This is a genomic window from Roseibium sp. (genome assembly GCF_965276855.1).
Lineage (GTDB): Bacteria > Pseudomonadota > Alphaproteobacteria > Rhizobiales > Stappiaceae > Roseibium.
The window spans coordinates 4573989-4590265 of the sequence record NZ_OZ255700.1; the positions used below are offsets into that span (position 1 = coordinate 4573989).

Below are 16277 nucleotides of genomic sequence, written 5' to 3' on the forward strand. Positions count from 1 at the left end.
CCAGGTGGGCCGCTTTTTTGATGGGTCTTTAGGCGCGAAAGCCGCGAACCTTCGCCTTGATCGCCGCATCAAGCTCGCGCCAACTAGGAAGCAAGGTTTGATCGAACTGGTAGCGGATCAGCCGGCCGCCACCGGGCGTGACCGTTCTATGGCAAACCGCCTTTGCCCCGCTGCGTTTCTTGACACACCGGGCAATAAAACCGTCCTTGGCCTCGGGGTCATAGACGATGATATCCCGGTTCTGCGCCGCCCGGGCAGACAACATCAACATGTTCAACCCTGCTGTCGTTGGCCGCGCACCGCCGCGGGCAAGGCGCTTGTAGACAGGATCCAGCTGAGTTCTGAGTGTTTCCCGGTACGGATCATGCTCCAGATCCACTTGGATAAGCGGCAGAGGTGTCCCGAGCTGTGCCGTGGCGTCGTCTTCGCCGGGCATCCTGAGGTCCGGCCACGTCATCAGCAAGCTGACCTGCTGATACGGGGAGCTCTGTCCGGAGGCTGAGATGCGATGGGTGGCTGATTTGAAGTATCCGGCTGGGATGTGAAGCTGGTCAGGGCCCATGGAGACGCTCACCAAAGCGTGTCGAGGGGTTGATTGGAAAAGCGGGGCTGCGCGCTTAAACCAATAGTATCCACGGTCAGTGATATGCGCGAAGGTCAGCACGCATAGTGCCGTTGCCAGCATCGCGAAATGAACTGGCTTAGCATTGATTGGTGCTGGCAGGGTCGGCCTGATCACGTGCCGTGCCTTTCTAATGACCTAAGCTGGCACACAGTGTTCAGGAATGAGACAAGTGTTCCAACGCAGGACTGGTGCATTCCGGCGTAACATACGAAAAACTGGGGGTTTTTATTCTGTGGCCAGGACGGCACGTTGTTTGCTCTTGACCGTTTACGATTTCTTCATCACTTTCTCAGTGAAGAGGTTAACAGAAGGTTAACGGGGGCCATGCTGGATTTACTTATCGTTGGATACATTGCTTGCGCAGGATTTGTCGCTGCAGGGTTGCTTGGAAGCCTCTACCAGCTGGTGACCAATCAACCGCCGAAATTCAACTTTTCCGGCACCACTCTCGTCGGATTCGTCGCCGGTGTCCTCGTATGTGTTTTTGCCGGTCCCTTCATCATCATGCGCAATGCTATCCGCGGTCGGCGTATTGAGAACCGGCCGTTGGGGTGGCTGGTTGCTTCGTCCACCATCGCTGGCATGTGGAGCATGTGTTCCGGGCTGATGGTCATGAACGTGGCCTTGATTGTGGCCGGATACGCGTAAGCAATGCCGATCTATTCACTTGATGGTGTGCGACCGCAGCTTCCTGAGGTCGGAAGTTACTGGATTGCACCCACTGCAACGCTGATAGGCGACGTGCACCTTGAATATGACGCCAGCGTTTGGTTCGACGCCGTTTTGCGCGGGGACCGGGAGCCCATCAGGATTGGCAAGCGGTCGAATGTTCAAGACGGCTGCGTGTTTCACGCGGATCCGGGATACCCGCTAACCGTCGGTGCCAATTGCACGATCGGCCACAAGGTCATTCTTCATGGCTGCACGATCAACGACAATTCGCTGATCGGGATGGGGGCGACTATCCTGAATGGCGCGGTTGTTGGTTCCAACTGTATTGTTGGCGCAAATGCGCTCATCCCGGAGGGCAAGGTTATTCCCGACAACTCATTGGTGGTCGGCGTTCCCGGCAAGGTCGTGCGTGAACGACCTGAGAGTACGGTCGCTGACATCCTGCGGTCAGCTGACGGCTATGTCGCCAACTGGCAGCACTATAGCGACGGTTTGTCTGAACTCTGAAGTCTTGCCTTGGTAGCATCACCGCTTGCCGTTTCCAATTCCCGTTAAATGAAAACTGCTGCAATGCCCCTGTTCCAAAAAGCAGGAACCGGCCTGCGGGGGCGGGCCGGTTCCCTGGATCCGGTCGTGGTAGGGATGGGGAGGGTGGGGACGCGACCGGATCGTCCTATCGGCCTTGAGGTCAGGCCAATTCCCGAATTAGTTCGAAATACTGCTGACTGTCGTCACGCGCGTATCCGAGATCCCGGTCCATTTGACCGGTGAACTTGCTGATTGACGTTTGATGTACCGATACGGGGTCGAATACCAAGGCAGCACAGCCTCGATCTGATTGTCCAGGATCATGTCACCGTGGTCCGTTCGGACTGTCAGAACGGCATGGCCGCCATTTTGAATGTCTTTCGCCACCGTGATTAGAAGGGCGCTTTTGGGCCACCCAGCTTCGATAAGCACACGTTGCTTTTCAAGAACATATTCCTCGCAATCGCCATACCCATTTACCGGATACGTCCAGAACTCTTCTTTGCCAAAGAGGTCGGCGTCGGTCATGGGCCGCACGCGCCGGTTGACTTCCGCATTGACGGCTATCAGCTCATTCCAGCGGTTCTCCGTCAGTTTGACGACCACCGGTTCGTACCGTTCGTTCTGGCAAGCCCAACTGTTGTCTCGGCAAAACTGCCTGTGGCCAATTGGTGCTTTGACTGCGGATTTCATGTCCATAAACCTGCCTGGATCGGCGTGCGCTGGTGGCGCCAATCCGACGAGGCCAAGCAAGATTGCAGTGGTAGTAAGTAGTTTCCCAAGATGTTTCATCGTAACGCCCTCCCCAAGGCTGACGTCACGATGCATTTCTGATTTTTACTTCACGGAAATTGAGGTGGTAAATTTATATTATTATTTGAATTTGTTTTGAATTTTATTTTAGTAATACTTGAATTGGTTTTGAATCTATTTTGAAGAAAATTTGTCTCAAATTTTATCGATCCTCTGTAAGTCGCTCATTTCGTGGTAGTTCCTCTTCGAAAGGGAAATTCATCAATGTGAGTTCAGCCCGTTGAGGTAGGTTTTCTGATCCCGAAACACTGCGTTTCTCTGCTGTGTCGAAGCTTGAAAAAAGTTGAAAAAAAATGCGTTGAGGCTGCCTGGAACCACTCGGTCAGTGTTTTGAAGGCCTGGTTATGGCCAAGTTGGGCGCAGCTGGCTGCTTTGGAAGGAGGCAAGTGCCCAAGCTTAAGCGCGGCTGATGATCTGATCAAATCTGACCGCTGGTTTTGTACGTCTTTACAGAGGCCAAGTGTCGTCAGCCCTCATAAACTGCTTGCAGCAGAGGGATAAAACTCAAAAAGCGGGTGTTTTACTGAGATTCTGGCGTCGTGATGTGGTGTTCGAGCAGCTCGCGGCTTTGAACAGCTGCGAATTCGACAGCAATTCCGCCTTCGATCTGGCGGACAACACGGGCCCGCATCTTGCCGAGTGTGATTTGATCGCCCATCTCAGGCAACACATCTGTTGCGATTGCTGCACCTGAGAGGGATACATCGAAGATCCGGCAGACATGTTCCGTTCCGTCTGGAAGGATCATCTTCGTCATCTGGTTCTTCGGAACGAAGCGGTCATGGCGGCGATCTTCAGGAAGATTAAGTTCATCCCGGTTTGCGAGCCAAGTCAGAACGTTTGCAATCTTGTCCCGTTTGCGCACTGTGTTGCGCAGCTCGACTGCAAAGCCGCCGTCAATAAGCCGGGAAATCCGGCCCTCTACGCGGCTGAGGTGGTCAAGGTATGCGACGACGCGTTCGCCGACTTTGCCAGAAACTGGGGTGATCATTGCCATGCCACCTGGTGACATGTCGATCACCTGGCACGGATACTCTCTGCGGTCTTCAAGCATAAAACGGCCAAGTATATTTACCTGAACCCGTTGATGGCGCCGGCGGTCCGTGACTTGAAGCGATTTGCTTCCCTCTGGTGCTGCTGTTGCCAATCCGGCGCTCATGCCTGCAATTTCCAAAATTGTACGCCGTGCGGCGCACTTACCCCGTTTGTGGCGAGAATCGCAATAACTCTCATACGCACTTTAGGGGCATTGGGGTTAACGATGTGTAAGAGTGTACCTTACACATCGCTCAATATTAAGGGTTTTGACCGGGTTGTCAGGACTTGCCGCCGGAATAGACGGTCAAATGACCCACCTGCCGTTCTGCGCCTTGCGGGAGTATGGCGGCGCCTTGCGGCAAAACCGGAGTGCGGACGGGCATATCCTCCGCAGTGAATCGCGGCATGATCGGATTGATGTTTGAATGGCTTGCCGCAGTGAAAAACGGGCGCTCGTCTGGCCAAACCAAGCGCAAACTGTTGATGGACTGTTTGAGGATCGGGTGCAGCCCGATCCAGTAAGGCTTGTCCATGGGTACAGCGCTGCCAAGTATGCGGATACGGCCTTCGCCCGGCACATTCAGGGGAACCAGCAGCATTTCCATCTGCAGTTCCTGTTCGCGTTCGGTATGTCCATTGACGCCGACCACGGCAGCAGCGCCGTCCTCGGTGATGGCGGCTATCAGGCTTTCAAGCGCTTCGCGATCCTTGGCGTTCCAGCCGCGCAGAAAGTTGCGGCCTTTCAATTCGCGGCAATGCGCAGAGCAAAGACGGGTGCCGGCCAGCCTGTACCGCACATCGGTCGGGCCATTGGTCTCCAGTATGAACGTGTCTCCGAGCAAACCGCGGATTTCGCCGGGGTCGATTTCGCTGCGGTTCGGAGCTTGCCGGGCGCCGCGTAGGGAGTCCCAATAGGAATACAGTGTTTGGGTCACGCCGTGTTTCATTTGACTTGCCTTTCGTCCCACTCCGGAGCGCTGTTTCGTCTCAAGACAGTGACTGTTTCAAAACGGGACGCTCCGACATCCGTCCTTTTGTTTGCCGCTTACTAAGCAGGGGGTGTGCCAAGTCGCTGAAAGTATGAAAAAATCGTCGAGTAACACCTTGTTAAGGTTAATCCTTGGTAAAACTTGCCAGTACACCCCTTGGCTGGCACATTCACTCTGTCTTCAGGACTTGGGGTTGGCGAAACCTCAGTCCGTGTGGGCGCGAAAACTTCGAAAGGGACGCACAAGAACCCGCAAACGGAGTGGCGATCGCAGCAAGACACCTCAATTTGGCGCGTGGGGACGCGACCTTTTGTGGGGGGCTCGACAAACGCCGGTTATCGTTCCGATAGCCGGCGTTTTGTTATGGAGGGCAAGAGCAGGATCAGACACAAAAGTGCGTCTGCGTTCACCATGTTTCAGCAAGCGTATTTGATTGTTGGTCACCGCCCTTGTTTTGTCCCGTTGCCGGGCTACAACTTTGGAACAGTGAGATGCGAGGTTCCATGAACGTTTACCAGTTTGATGAGGAGCGCAAGCGCCGCGACGAAGAGATCAAGCAGCGCGAGCGCGAGCAACGCCCATCCGAGCCGCCGGCGCTGAATCTGCCGGCCGCGATTATCTGGCTGAGCGTTGCCCTGATCGCTATTCATGTTGTGCGGACCTTTGTTTTCCCGACTGGCTGGAACAACATGATGCTGTACTTCTTGGCATTCTGGCCGGTGAAGTACACAGCGCTGAGCAGTCTGCAGGCGATGGATCTTGCTTCCAGCATTTGGGCTTTTGTAAGTTATAGTTTCCTGCATGGCGGTGCGATGCACCTGACGTTCAATCTACTTTGGATGGCGATCTTCGGCAGCGCCGTTGTCCGCAGGTTCGGACTCGGTCGGTTCCTGGTGTTTTCTGCCCTGTGCTCCGTTGGCGGTGCCTTTGTGCATCTAGCGACGCACTGGGGCGAATCTGCGCCCATGATTGGCGCGTCAGCCGCTATATCCGGCCACATGGCAGCAGCAATCCGGTTTGTCTTTGAGATGGGCGGACCACTAGGCGTTTTCCGCCGCTCCGATCGAGGTGCTTATTTTGTTCCCGCGCAGCCGCTCAGCGAATGTTTCCGGAACCAGCAGGTTCTGGTCTTTGTCGGCGTTTGGTTTGGATTGAACATTTTCTTCGGACTGACAAGCGGTGGACAGGCGGCGTCCATTGCCTGGCAAGCTCATATTGGCGGTTTTGTAGCTGGATTAGCTTTGTTCCCGCTCTTTGATCCAGTGCCCCAGCGACGGGGTTGGTAACGGGCAACGTCAAGGCTTTGCGTCGCCATATTTTTTTGCCATGATGCGGTGATCAGGGAGCCGGATGCAACCGGTCCTTGGATGCAAAGGGAGGTTTGCTTACATGACCGTTGCCGCAATCATGAAGACGAAAGGCCACGACACCATCACGGCGGATAAGTCCGCACCGGTGAGTGAGATCGCCGAGATTCTGGCGAAGAACAAGATCGGCGCCGTGGTGCTTTGTGATGGAGACCGGCATATCGAGGGCATTGTCTCGGAGCGGGACGTGGTGCGCCTCGTCGGTCTGCAGGGGGCGTCTGCGTTGTCTCAACCCGTTTCATCAATCATGACCAAGGACGTGATGACCTGCACTGAGATGGATGCAGCAAACGAGGTCATGGGGCGCATGAACCGGGGCCGGTTCCGTCACATGCCGGTGGTAGACGAGGGCAAACTGATTGGAGTTATCTCCATCGGCGACGTCGTGAAACACAAGATTGCCCAGGTCGAACATGAAGCTGAGCAAATGCGCAGCTACATTACGACGACCTGATGCTGCGTAGTGAATATGCTCTGCCAATCAAAAACGGCTGACTAATTGGTTAGCCGTTTTTTCTATTTCTTTCCGTAAACTTCCTTGGGGTCGTAGACTTTCTCTTTTTCTACGTTTTCCAAGCGAACGGTCCCGTCTTGTGTGTTGGAAACCTTCCGGAAAAAGCAGGACCGGTAACCGACGTGGCAGGTCGCGCCATTGCCTTCCACGGTGACTTTCACGACCAGGGCGTCCTGGTCGCAATCGGTGAGGATTTCTTGCACCTTCTGGATCTGTCCGGATGTTTCGCCCTTTTTCCAGAACCCTTGACGGGACCGGCTCCAATACCAGGCTTCTCCGGTTTCGATGGTGCGTTTCAAGGCTTCTTCGTTCATGTAGCCGACCATCAGGACTTCAGATGTTTTGAAGTCCGTCACGACAGCTGCAATCAGGCCGTCCTGGTCGAATTTCGGCATCAGGCGATCGCCTTCTTCGACCGTCGCTTTGTCGGCGCGGGCGGAAATAATCAAATCAGACATGTAAACTCGATTTTGGCCACCCAGGGAGCTGGATGGCCACTATAGGTAGGTTTAACCGCGCACCAAAGTCATAAACTTGGCTTGTTCGGCCGGATCGTCTTCGAAGATGCCCGTGAACTGCGTGGTGATCGTGGATACACCGGGTTTTTGAACACCGCGCATGGTCATGCATTGATGTTCAGCTTCCATCATCACGGCAAGGCCACGCGGCGCCAAAGCGTCGTCGATGGTTGAAGCGATTTGCGACGTTAGGTTTTCCTGGGTCTGCAAGCGTTTTGCGAAAATGTCGACAACACGCGCCAGCTTGGAAAGACCGACAACGCCCTCTGCCGGATAATACGCAATGTGTGCTTCGCCGACGAACGGCAGCATATGGTGTTCGCAATGCGAATGAAACGGAATGCCGCGAACCAGCACGATGTCCTGATATCCGCCGACGTCTTCGAACGTGCGTTCAAGATGCTCGGCCGGATCTTCAAAATATCCGCCATACAACTGTGTGATTGCTTTCACGACACGCTTGGGCGTGTCCAGCAATCCTTCGCGGTCCGGGTCATCACCGGTCCAGGCGAGGATGGTCCGCACAGCAGCCTCCGCCTCTTCACGGCTCGGGCGTTGAAGTTGATCCGGTGTTTTACGTTCGAATGTTTTTCCGACCGGCTTTAGGACAGCGTCCATAGGGATCCTCGCGATTTTACCCTTATCACTCGTCATACGGCATCCGCTCTGGCTCAGATCAAGACCTCTCGATCAAAAGGGCGCGGAGATGTAGCATACTCCGCACGAAAAGCGAACGCACAGTTTCTGAGCGGGTTAAGCCAGCGTCAAGCGCCGATCCGGCGCCTTTTCATCTGGCTGCGACCACTCTGCCCCTTGCGAAATTGCTGTGGCGTCTGATCTATATATATGAAACAAGCGTGCCGACAATGCGGCACCTGCTCACTAGCTGTCACGAAGAGGCGAGAATGCTCGACGACATCTATAATGCAAAGATCCTGGAGTTCGCCGGCAACATTCCCTGCGTTGGCAGGCTTGAGCATCCGGATGGGACGTCCAAGGCGCATTCCAAGCTGTGCGGGTCGACGGTGGTTGTCGATTTGTGCGTCAAGGATGGCGTGGTGACGGATTTCGCGCATGATGTGAAAGCCTGCGCGCTCGGTCAGGCATCGTCTTCCATTCTGGCGCAGCATGTGGTCGGCGCGACTGAAGAAGAGTTGCGGACCTTAAAGACAACCATGCATGCCATGCTGAAAGAAGGTGGGGAGCCGCCGGTTGGCCGGTTCGAGGATCTGAAGTTCTTGCTGCCCGTGCGTGAATACAAAGCGCGGCATGCATCAACGCTTCTAACGTTCGATGCGGTTGTGGGCGCGCTTGATCAAGCTGCGGCTGATACAAAGGCCGACGGTGCCGCCGCATAAGCTGTGCCTTGCAATAACCGGCCTGATTTCAGATTAAGCCTCCAGATGTGTTCATCATGCGACTATAAACCGGAGAAGTCCCGAAAGCTTTCAATAGCCGGATGGGCGGCAATCGGACTGGTCTGGATTTACCGCCACACCCTGTCGCTCTTCATGGGACGGACCTGCCGGTATGCGCCAACCTGTTCCGACTATACGGATCAGGCCATCCGCAGGTTCGGTTTTTGGGCCGGAGGCTGGCTGGGATTGTCCCGGATCCTGCGCTGCAATCCTTGGGGCGCGTCAGGGTTTGATCCGCTTCCCGACGCACTTCCCGACACTGCGCGCTGGTATTTGCCCTGGCGGTATGGCCGCTGGACGGGCGACCATATCCCTGACGACCATCGAATAGATTGATTTCAAAGCAGGAATGACGCAACGTTAAGAAAAGGTTGAACTTACCTAGCGTGAGTGCAACTCTTTTGGCCCGGCTTCTGGTGCAGGAGAGGGCAGATGAACGCGCAAGACTTCCATTTTGTGATGATCAAGCCGACGCACTACGACGACGACGGCTACCCAATTCAATGGCTTCGATCCGCCATTCCATCGAACACGTTGGCCAGCTTGAACGGGCTCGCTGAGGCGGCGCGCGAGCGCAACGCGCTTGGTGACAATGTCCAGATTCATCTTCACACCTATGATGAAACAAACAAACGCGTCCGACCGAACAAGATTGCGCGGGATATCCGGCGCACGGGCGGCAAAGCGCTGATTGCCTTGGTTGGGGTGCAATCCAATCAGTTTCCAAGGGCAACGGATCTTGCACGGGAGTTCATGCGCCAGGGGCTGCCGACGGCGATTGGCGGGTTTCACGTTTCAGGCTGTATTTCGATGCTTGATGACCTGCCCGAAGAAATGGTGGCGCTGCAAGAAGAGGGTGTTTGCTATTTTGCAGGCGAGGCAGAGGAGCGGCGGCTCGATCAGGTTTTCCGGGACGCCTTTAATGATGACCTGAAGCCACTCTACAATTTCATGGCGGATTTGCCGTCGCTTGAAGGAGAGCCGACGCCGATTCTGCCGACCAAGCACATCCAGTTCACCGCCGGATCGCATTCCAGCTTTGATCTCGGGCGGGGATGCCCGTTCCAGTGCTCCTTCTGCACGATCATCAATGTGCAGGGGCGCAAGAGCCGGTTCAGGTCCGCAGATGATCTGGAGCAGATTATTCGCGACAACTATGCGCAGGGCATCGACCGGTTCTTCATCACAGACGACAATTTCGCCCGCAATCGTGAGTGGGAACCGCTGTTCGACCGGCTCATTCAATTGCGGGAGGAGGAGAAGTTCGACATCAAGTTCATCATCCAGGTGGATACGCTCTGCCACCGGATTGATAACTTTATCGAAAAGGCAACCCGGGCCGGGGTCAACCGGGTGTTCATCGGTCTTGAAAACATCAATCCCGACAATCTGCTCGCCGCCAAGAAACGGCAAAACAAGATTACCGAATACCGGCAGATGTTGCAAAAGTGGCGTGACCACGGCGCCACCACTTATGCCGGATACATCATCGGGTTTCCGGGAGACACCAAGGAAGCGGTCTTACGGGATGTCGAAATCATCAAGAAGGAGCTGCCGCTCGACCTTCTTGAGTTCTTTTTCCTCACGCCTCTGCCAGGCTCGGAAGATCACAAGGTTCTGCTTGAAAAAGGTATCTGGATGGATCCGGATCTTAACAAGTACGACCTCAATCACCGGGTCTCCCATCATTCGAAGATGAGCGATGATGAATGGGAGGAGGCCTATCGGGAGGCCTGGTCGAGTTATTATTCCGACAGCCACATTGAGACGGTGCTCCGCCGGGCTGCAGCCCACAAAAAGGGACGGCCGGGCAACAAGCTGTTCTTGATGATGTGGTTCAAACTGATGATCGAGTGTGAGGGCGTTCATCCGCTGGAGGGCGGTTATTTCCGGCTCAAATTCCGCAAAGACCGGCGCAGTGGACTGCCAATTGAAAATCCGCTTGTCTTCTACCCGCGCTATGTCTGGGAGGTGATCTCCAAACACTGGGCTTATGTGTCTGCAGTTTGGCGTGTACACCGGATCTACCGGAGGGTAAAAGCGGCGCCCGGCCGGCGCGAATATTCCGATGTGGCGATCGCACCGATGAGCGCGGATATGGAAGAAGATCTGGCGATGATTACGGAAACGCGGGGCGGAAAAGACGCTGTTGCCAAATCCGCCCGGGACGCGTCAATCGTCAAGGCCGCGAAAAAACGTGCGCTGGCCTCTTAAGCAAACGGCCTAGGCCTGGTGCCAGCTTTTCTCTTTCCGAAAGAACGGCAAACGCCATCCGAGTGTCATGCCCGCAGCCGCCAGCATGATCACCGCAACGCCGAGGATCTGCACGGTTCCAAGTTTCTGTCCCAGAACCAAATAGTCGGTGACGTAGGCGACAGATGGATAGAGGAACGTCAGCGCACCCTGAAGGTCTGTCGGCAGCTTCTGTACTGCTGAGTACAAGATCGTGTACATCATTGCAGTGTGCACAAAACCGAGGGTGAGCAGGGAGCCCCAAGCAGAGCTTTGCGATGGGAGGTCCGCCACACTCGCGAAAGGGGCAAGCAGGATGGCACCTGCTGAGACCTGTATCAGCGCGATCATATGGGAGGGTATGCCGCTCAGCTTTTTGGTGACAACAACTGCGACGGCCCAAAGAAACGCGGCGCCAATGGACAGGGCGACACCGACGGTAAAGTTGCCATCCGCATAAGCCAGTTCCGGTTTTGATTGGGCGATCACCACAACACCGCAAAAGGCGAGAGCCAACCAACACAGCTTTCTGAGTGTCAGGTGTTCTCCGAAAAAGAGCACGCCAAAACATACCAGCATGAAAGGCTGCGTATTGTAGATGGCCGTCGTAAGTGAAATGGACGCATGCCCGATCGCGTGAAACAGCATAACCCAATTGGTGGTCAGCGCGATGCCGCCCAAGACCGCCAGCAGAAACTGCTTCAGTGAGATCTTGTATGCAAAAGCGCCTTTGAGTGAACATATGAGCGCCAGCCCGACAGCGCCGAACAGGCAACGCCAGAAGGCGACCGTGACCGGGTTTTCTCCGCTGAAAACAACGAAAATGCCTAAGGTGCCAATCAAGGTCATCGCGAAGGTCATTTCCAAAATGCCGGTGGTTCTTTCTGACATTTGAGCAACTCCTATCAATACGCTTTCAAGGATCTGCTGTTTGAATGAGTCACTCCATATGATATTCAAGGCAGTGGACGTAATTGACCTCATAAAATTAGGCAAAAAACCCTTTGGAGTTTAAAGTGAAAGATATGGATGCCCAAGATCGTGAAATATTGAAAATTCTGATCGAGGATGGCCGGTCTTCGATCAAGGACATTGCCGTCAAGGTCGGTTTGTCGTCGCCAAGTGTTTCGGACCGGCTCAGGCGCTTACAAGATTCCGGTGTCATCCGCAGCTTTACGGCCGATGTTGATCCCCGGGCTCTCGGCTACGCGCTTCAGGCGATTACACGCGTCCGGCCGTTGCCGGGAAAACTCCATATCGTCCGAGAGTTGCTGCAGGAAATTCCAGAGGTTGTTGAGTGCGACAAAGTCACAGGTGACGATTGTTTTGTGGTGCGTTTGGTGATCCGGGAAATCGAAGAACTGGACAGCATCCTTGAACGGATCACGGACAAGGCTGAAACGAGCACCTCGATCGTCAAATCTCAACCAGTGCCCCGGCGGGTGCCCTTAGAGTTTTAGCGGTCAACGTTGTGTTGGTCTGCGTGACGTTTTCCAAACCGGAGCCGTTAACGCTTTAGAACGCTAGCCGTCTTAAGATGTTTTTGATTTCGCCCGCGATCAGGGAACTCTCTGGCAAGTCCAGGCTGGCTTGCCGCTCAAAGGCACAGTGTTTTGCTGAATAGGTTCAAATCGTTTTTCACAGTCTCGGGAATGTTGAGCCTAACGTTCCTGCTGGCGCCGGGCTCTCTTGCTGCAGATGGCTGTAACAAGATGACCGTTGCAGCCGCCGAGATTCCGCATTTTGTTGAGAATGAGAGCGAAGGGGAGTTCGTCGTTTTATTGCAGTCCGCGGCAAAGCGTGCGGACTTGGCTTTGGACATCAGGCTTTATCCGAAAAAACGCGCGCTTGGATTGTTTCAGATGGGGGTGGTCGACGCGCTGATGCCCCATTCCAGTGCTGGCGCGGATGTCGCGTCCTACAAATCACTGCCAATTCTAACGAAGCGCGACTTTGCGTTTGTTCGAAAGGGTGGCTCGGTGCCGTCGAGTGTTTCTGATCTGGAAGGCCTCCGGATCGGCTTGACTGCCCAATACGCCTATCCGAAATCGCTAACGGCCAACGATGAAATCGACTTCAGCCGCGAGCCAAACTCGGATCTGGACAATATCAGAATGTTGTCCGCGGGTCGTCTGGACGGGTCGATCATCGAAGAGCAATCCGGCCTGAGGGCAATTGCGGAAGCAGGTGTCGACAACATCGTTTACGATGAAACCAGCCCGATCAATGAACTCAGCGTCTGGATCCTGTTCGCCAAAACGGAGTGCGGCGCGCTGCAGGCCGAAATGATCAACTCAGCTTTCCGGGCCATGATCAACGACGGCGAGTGGGCTGCAATTAAGAAGGCTGATCCGCCGAACGGATAGGTGACTGTCAGCCCGTTTCTGCGGATCGACCCAGACGATCATCTCGTCGGTTTCGGAAAAGGTTGCCGTTTCAGGCTGAATCCCGTATCAGCACACATCTCAAGACCAAAGACATCGCTTACCTGCTGTGTGTGCAGGAGTGAGCAGGAGACTGACATGATTCAATTGACCTTCCCCGACAATTCCGTGCGCGCCTATGAAGCTGGGACTTCCGGTCTCGACGTGGCGACCGGTATTTCCAAATCGCTGGCCAAAAAGGCTGTCGCGATGACCCTTGACGGGGAATTGAAAGACCTCACCGATCCCATCGACGCGGACGCCAATATCGAGATCGTGACCCGGGAAGACCCGCGCGCGCTGGAGTTGATCCGGCACGATGCAGCTCATGTTATGGCGGAAGCTGTTCAGGAGTTGTGGCCGGGTACGCAGGTGACCATCGGCCCTGTGATCGAAAACGGCTTTTACTATGACTTCAAGCGGGTTCACCCGGAAGGATCGGCCAATGCCGGGTCTGACTGGCCGTTTAACCCGGAAGAGCTGCCGATCATCGAAAAGAAGATGCGCGAAATCATCGCGCGCGGCGCGCAATTCACAAAGGAAATCTGGACCCGCGAAGAAGCCAAGACCTATTTTGCCGCCAAGGGTGAGCACTACAAAGTCGAGCTTGTCGATGCGATCCCGGAAGACCAGGAAATCAAGATCTACAAGCAGGGCCAGTGGCTGGATCTCTGCCGTGGCCCGCACATGGTTTCCACCAAGCAGATTGGCGACGCCTTCAAGCTGATGAAGGTGGCCGGTGCCTATTGGCGCGGGGACAGCAACAATGAAATGCTGACCCGCATCTATGCGACAGCCTGGCACAATGAGAAGGAGCTGAAAGGCTACCTTCACATGCTGGAGGAAGCGGAAAAGCGCGATCACCGCAAACTTGGTCGCGAAATGGACCTGTTCCATTTCCAGGAAGAAGGACCGGGCGTCGTTTTTTGGCATCCGAAGGGCTGGGACATGTTCCAGAACCTGATTGCCTATAAGCGCCGCCGTTTGCGCGGGACGTATGACGAGGTGAACGCACCGCAAGTCCTGCATACTTCGCTCTGGGAAACCTCCGGCCACTGGGGCTGGTACAAGGAGAACATGTTCGCCGTTCAGAGCGCGGATCCGGAGAGCGAGGACGATCGCGTCTACGCGCTTAAGCCGATGAACTGCCCGGGCCACGTTCAGATCTTCAAGCACGGTTTGAAGAGCTACCGCGACCTGCCGATGCGCTTGTCCGAATTCGGCGTTGTTCACCGCTATGAGCCGTCAGGCGCCTTGCACGGCTTGATGCGCGTGCGCGGCTTTACCCAGGATGATGCCCACGTCTTCTGCACCGAAGAGCAGATGGCTGACGAATGCTTGAAGATCAACGATCTCATTCTGTCGGTCTACAAGGATTTCGGCTTTGAAGAGATCGTCGTCAAACTGTCGACACGGCCGGAAAAACGCGTTGGTTCCGATGAAAACTGGGATCATGCAGAAGGCATCATGTCCGATGTCCTGAAGCAGATCGAAGAGCAATCAGACGGCCGCGTGAAGACGGACATCTTGCCGGGCGAGGGCGCGTTCTACGGACCTAAGTTCGAATACACGCTTCGGGATGCAATTGGCCGGGAGTGGCAGTGCGGCACAACCCAGGTAGACTTCAACCTGCCGGAACGCTTTGGTGCGTTTTATGTTGATCACAACGGCGAAAAGAAAACGCCGGTAATGATCCACCGGGCCATCTGTGGCTCCATGGAGCGGTTCCTTGGGATCTTGATCGAGAACTACGCCGGGCATTTCCCGCTGTGGTTCGCACCCTTGCAGATCGTTGTTGCGACCATTACGTCTGAAGCAGATTCATATGGTCAGGAAGTGGCCGATCTTCTGAAGTCCAAGGGGCTGAAGGTTGAAACCGACTTCCGCAACGAGAAGATCAACTACAAGGTCCGCGAGCACTCGCTAGCCAAGGTTCCAGTCATCCTGGTCTGCGGCATGCGGGAAGCGGAAGAGCGTACGGTCAACATACGCCGTCTTGGTTCCAAGAACCAGACGCCGATGGGATTGGACGAAGCGGTGGCCGCATTTGTCGAAGAAGCGACGCCGCCGGATCTGAAATGATCAAACTTCCGTTTTGTTAACGGAAAAAATGCCAGCTTGCACACTGCCCTTACTTAAGGGCAGTGTGATGTCATAAGGCTGCAACAGAGAGTCTGTTAGAGCGTTTCAATTCCGCTGGTCCGGACGCGGGCAGCGGGTACAAACAATGTAACAAACGAAGTCGGCTTATCGTGGATTACGCAGAATTCAGCTACGCCAACCCAGATCACCATCCGCTTAAGCGTATGGTGATCCGGTCGATTGAACGCCTGTCAGGGCGCCGGAAGCTTCTTGATCTTTACGAGATCTGGAAACAGTCCATCGTGACCACAGATTACATGTGGAGCGAACTTCTGCGTCTTATCAACATTCGTGTCTCGGTGGACAGCGGAGAGTGGCCGCCCAAGGATGTGCCGGATGGGCCTTTGGTTCTGATCGCGAACCACCCGTATGGCATTGGCGATGGTCTGGCGATTCTGTCCCTTGCCGAGCAGCTCGGCCGTCCGTTTAAGATCATGATCAACAACGAGTTGCTCAAGGTTCCTGAGATCCGGCCATTTTCCTTGCCGGTCGATTTTGAGGAAACCAAGGAAGCGCTCAAGACCAACATGGCGACCCGCAAGGAGGCGCTGAAGCTTCTGGAAGCGGGCACAACGATTATCGTATTTCCAGGTGGCGGTGTGGCAACGGCACAAAAGCCGTTCGGCCGTGCTGAAGAACTGCCATGGAAAACCTTTACGGCGAAGATGATCCGCTCCTCCAAAGCGACCGTCTTGCCGATCCACTTTGAAGGCCAGAATTCCTGGTTGTTCCATCTGGTCAGCCGTTTCTCGCTGACCCTTCGTCTTTCGCTTTATGTCCGCGAGTTTCGCCGGACACTCGGACAGGCAATACGGGCCAGGGCAGGGGCGCCGATCCCTTATGAAACCATCTCCGGTTTCAAGGACCAAAAGGAAGTCATGGACTTCCTGCAGTCTAAAGTGATGGAAATGGCACCGGCCGAACAAAAAGAACGGCTGCTCAGCCGCCATTGACCGGCGGTTGCTTTGCTTTCTTGCAAAATACTGAAATCTTTAAGG

General features: G+C 54.9%; 18 protein-coding genes. 11 read left to right on the top strand and 7 right to left on the bottom strand.

Annotation, left to right across the window (positions count from 1 at the left end):
• Window positions 1–28: 28 nt before the first annotated feature.
• Entirely contained in the window at window positions 29–562 is a 534-nt protein-coding gene (locus ACQY4Z_RS21095; RefSeq protein ID WP_428524569.1) for a hypothetical protein, read from the bottom strand.
• Window positions 563–949: 387 nt separating this feature from the next.
• On the opposite strand from ACQY4Z_RS21095, the gene ACQY4Z_RS21100 reads away from it, so the two are divergent.
• Together ACQY4Z_RS21100 and ACQY4Z_RS21105 are read left to right on the top strand one after the other, a co-directional pair.
• On the top strand, window positions 950–1273 hold the full coding sequence (locus ACQY4Z_RS21100) for a DUF6949 family protein (RefSeq protein WP_428524571.1): 324 nt from the start codon (window positions 950–952) through the stop codon (window positions 1271–1273).
• 3 nt (window positions 1274–1276) lie between these two features.
• Complete coding sequence (locus ACQY4Z_RS21105; protein ID WP_428524573.1) at window positions 1277–1804, top strand: gamma carbonic anhydrase family protein; 528 nt, start codon at window positions 1277–1279, stop codon at window positions 1802–1804.
• 198 nt (window positions 1805–2002) lie between these two features.
• Here ACQY4Z_RS21105 and ACQY4Z_RS21110 read toward each other — a convergent pair whose 3' ends face one another.
• The 3 genes from ACQY4Z_RS21110 to ACQY4Z_RS21120 form a co-directional block, all read right to left on the bottom strand.
• The gene (locus ACQY4Z_RS21110) at window positions 2003–2617 is read right to left on the bottom strand and encodes a transglutaminase-like cysteine peptidase (RefSeq protein ID WP_428524575.1); all 615 of its coding nucleotides are present in this window, start codon (window positions 2615–2617) and stop codon (window positions 2003–2005) included.
• Window positions 2618–3158: 541 nt separating this feature from the next.
• Complete coding sequence (locus tag ACQY4Z_RS21115; RefSeq protein WP_428524577.1) at window positions 3159–3797, bottom strand: PilZ domain-containing protein; 639 nt, start codon at window positions 3795–3797, stop codon at window positions 3159–3161.
• A 157-nt stretch (window positions 3798–3954) separates the two neighbouring features.
• The gene (locus ACQY4Z_RS21120) at window positions 3955–4623 is read right to left on the bottom strand and encodes a PAS domain-containing protein (protein WP_428524579.1); all 669 of its coding nucleotides are present in this window, start codon (window positions 4621–4623) and stop codon (window positions 3955–3957) included.
• A 545-nt stretch (window positions 4624–5168) separates the two neighbouring features.
• Between ACQY4Z_RS21120 and ACQY4Z_RS21125 the strand changes: the two genes are divergently transcribed.
• Both ACQY4Z_RS21125 and ACQY4Z_RS21130 read left to right on the top strand, forming a co-directional pair.
• Window positions 5169–5951, top strand: coding sequence for a rhomboid family intramembrane serine protease (locus tag ACQY4Z_RS21125; protein WP_428524581.1), 783 nt, complete (start codon window positions 5169–5171; stop codon window positions 5949–5951).
• A gap of 103 nt (window positions 5952–6054) precedes the next feature.
• Window positions 6055–6486, top strand: coding sequence for a CBS domain-containing protein (locus ACQY4Z_RS21130; RefSeq protein ID WP_428524583.1), 432 nt, complete (start codon window positions 6055–6057; stop codon window positions 6484–6486).
• A 62-nt stretch (window positions 6487–6548) separates the two neighbouring features.
• On the opposite strand, the gene hisI is transcribed toward ACQY4Z_RS21130, so the two are convergent.
• Window positions 6549–7004, bottom strand: coding sequence for a phosphoribosyl-AMP cyclohydrolase (gene hisI, locus ACQY4Z_RS21135; RefSeq protein ID WP_428524585.1), 456 nt, complete (start codon window positions 7002–7004; stop codon window positions 6549–6551).
• A 51-nt stretch (window positions 7005–7055) separates the two neighbouring features.
• On the bottom strand, window positions 7056–7682 hold the full coding sequence (gene folE / locus ACQY4Z_RS21140) for a GTP cyclohydrolase I FolE (protein WP_055671275.1): 627 nt from the start codon (window positions 7680–7682) through the stop codon (window positions 7056–7058).
• Between the two features lie 287 nt (window positions 7683–7969).
• Here folE and ACQY4Z_RS21145 point away from each other — a divergent pair, with 287 nt between their 5' ends.
• From ACQY4Z_RS21145 to ACQY4Z_RS21155, 3 genes are all read left to right on the top strand, one after another.
• Complete coding sequence (locus ACQY4Z_RS21145) at window positions 7970–8422, top strand: iron-sulfur cluster assembly scaffold protein (protein ID WP_428524587.1); 453 nt, start codon at window positions 7970–7972, stop codon at window positions 8420–8422.
• A gap of 45 nt (window positions 8423–8467) precedes the next feature.
• Entirely contained in the window at window positions 8468–8818 is a 351-nt protein-coding gene (gene yidD / locus ACQY4Z_RS21150) for a membrane protein insertion efficiency factor YidD (RefSeq protein ID WP_428524589.1), read from the top strand.
• Window positions 8819–8914: 96 nt separating this feature from the next.
• Complete coding sequence (locus tag ACQY4Z_RS21155; protein ID WP_428524591.1) at window positions 8915–10696, top strand: B12-binding domain-containing radical SAM protein; 1782 nt, start codon at window positions 8915–8917, stop codon at window positions 10694–10696.
• Window positions 10697–10705: 9 nt separating this feature from the next.
• Here the strand turns inward: ACQY4Z_RS21155 and ACQY4Z_RS21160 are convergent, their stop codons facing one another.
• Entirely contained in the window at window positions 10706–11605 is a 900-nt protein-coding gene (locus ACQY4Z_RS21160; protein WP_428524593.1) for a DMT family transporter, read from the bottom strand.
• A 134-nt stretch (window positions 11606–11739) separates the two neighbouring features.
• Here ACQY4Z_RS21160 and ACQY4Z_RS21165 point away from each other — a divergent pair, with 134 nt between their 5' ends.
• From ACQY4Z_RS21165 to ACQY4Z_RS21180, 4 genes are all read left to right on the top strand, one after another.
• Complete coding sequence (locus ACQY4Z_RS21165) at window positions 11740–12174, top strand: Lrp/AsnC family transcriptional regulator (RefSeq protein ID WP_428529626.1); 435 nt, start codon at window positions 11740–11742, stop codon at window positions 12172–12174.
• Between the two features lie 192 nt (window positions 12175–12366).
• The gene (locus ACQY4Z_RS21170; protein ID WP_428524595.1) at window positions 12367–13080 is read left to right on the top strand and encodes a substrate-binding periplasmic protein; all 714 of its coding nucleotides are present in this window, start codon (window positions 12367–12369) and stop codon (window positions 13078–13080) included.
• A gap of 156 nt (window positions 13081–13236) precedes the next feature.
• Window positions 13237–15219, top strand: a complete 1983-nt coding sequence (gene thrS / locus ACQY4Z_RS21175; RefSeq protein WP_428524597.1) for a threonine--tRNA ligase — start codon at window positions 13237–13239, stop codon at window positions 15217–15219.
• Between the two features lie 170 nt (window positions 15220–15389).
• Window positions 15390–16232, top strand: coding sequence for a lysophospholipid acyltransferase family protein (locus ACQY4Z_RS21180; protein WP_428524599.1), 843 nt, complete (start codon window positions 15390–15392; stop codon window positions 16230–16232).
• The last annotated feature ends 45 nt before the right edge of the window (window positions 16233–16277 follow it).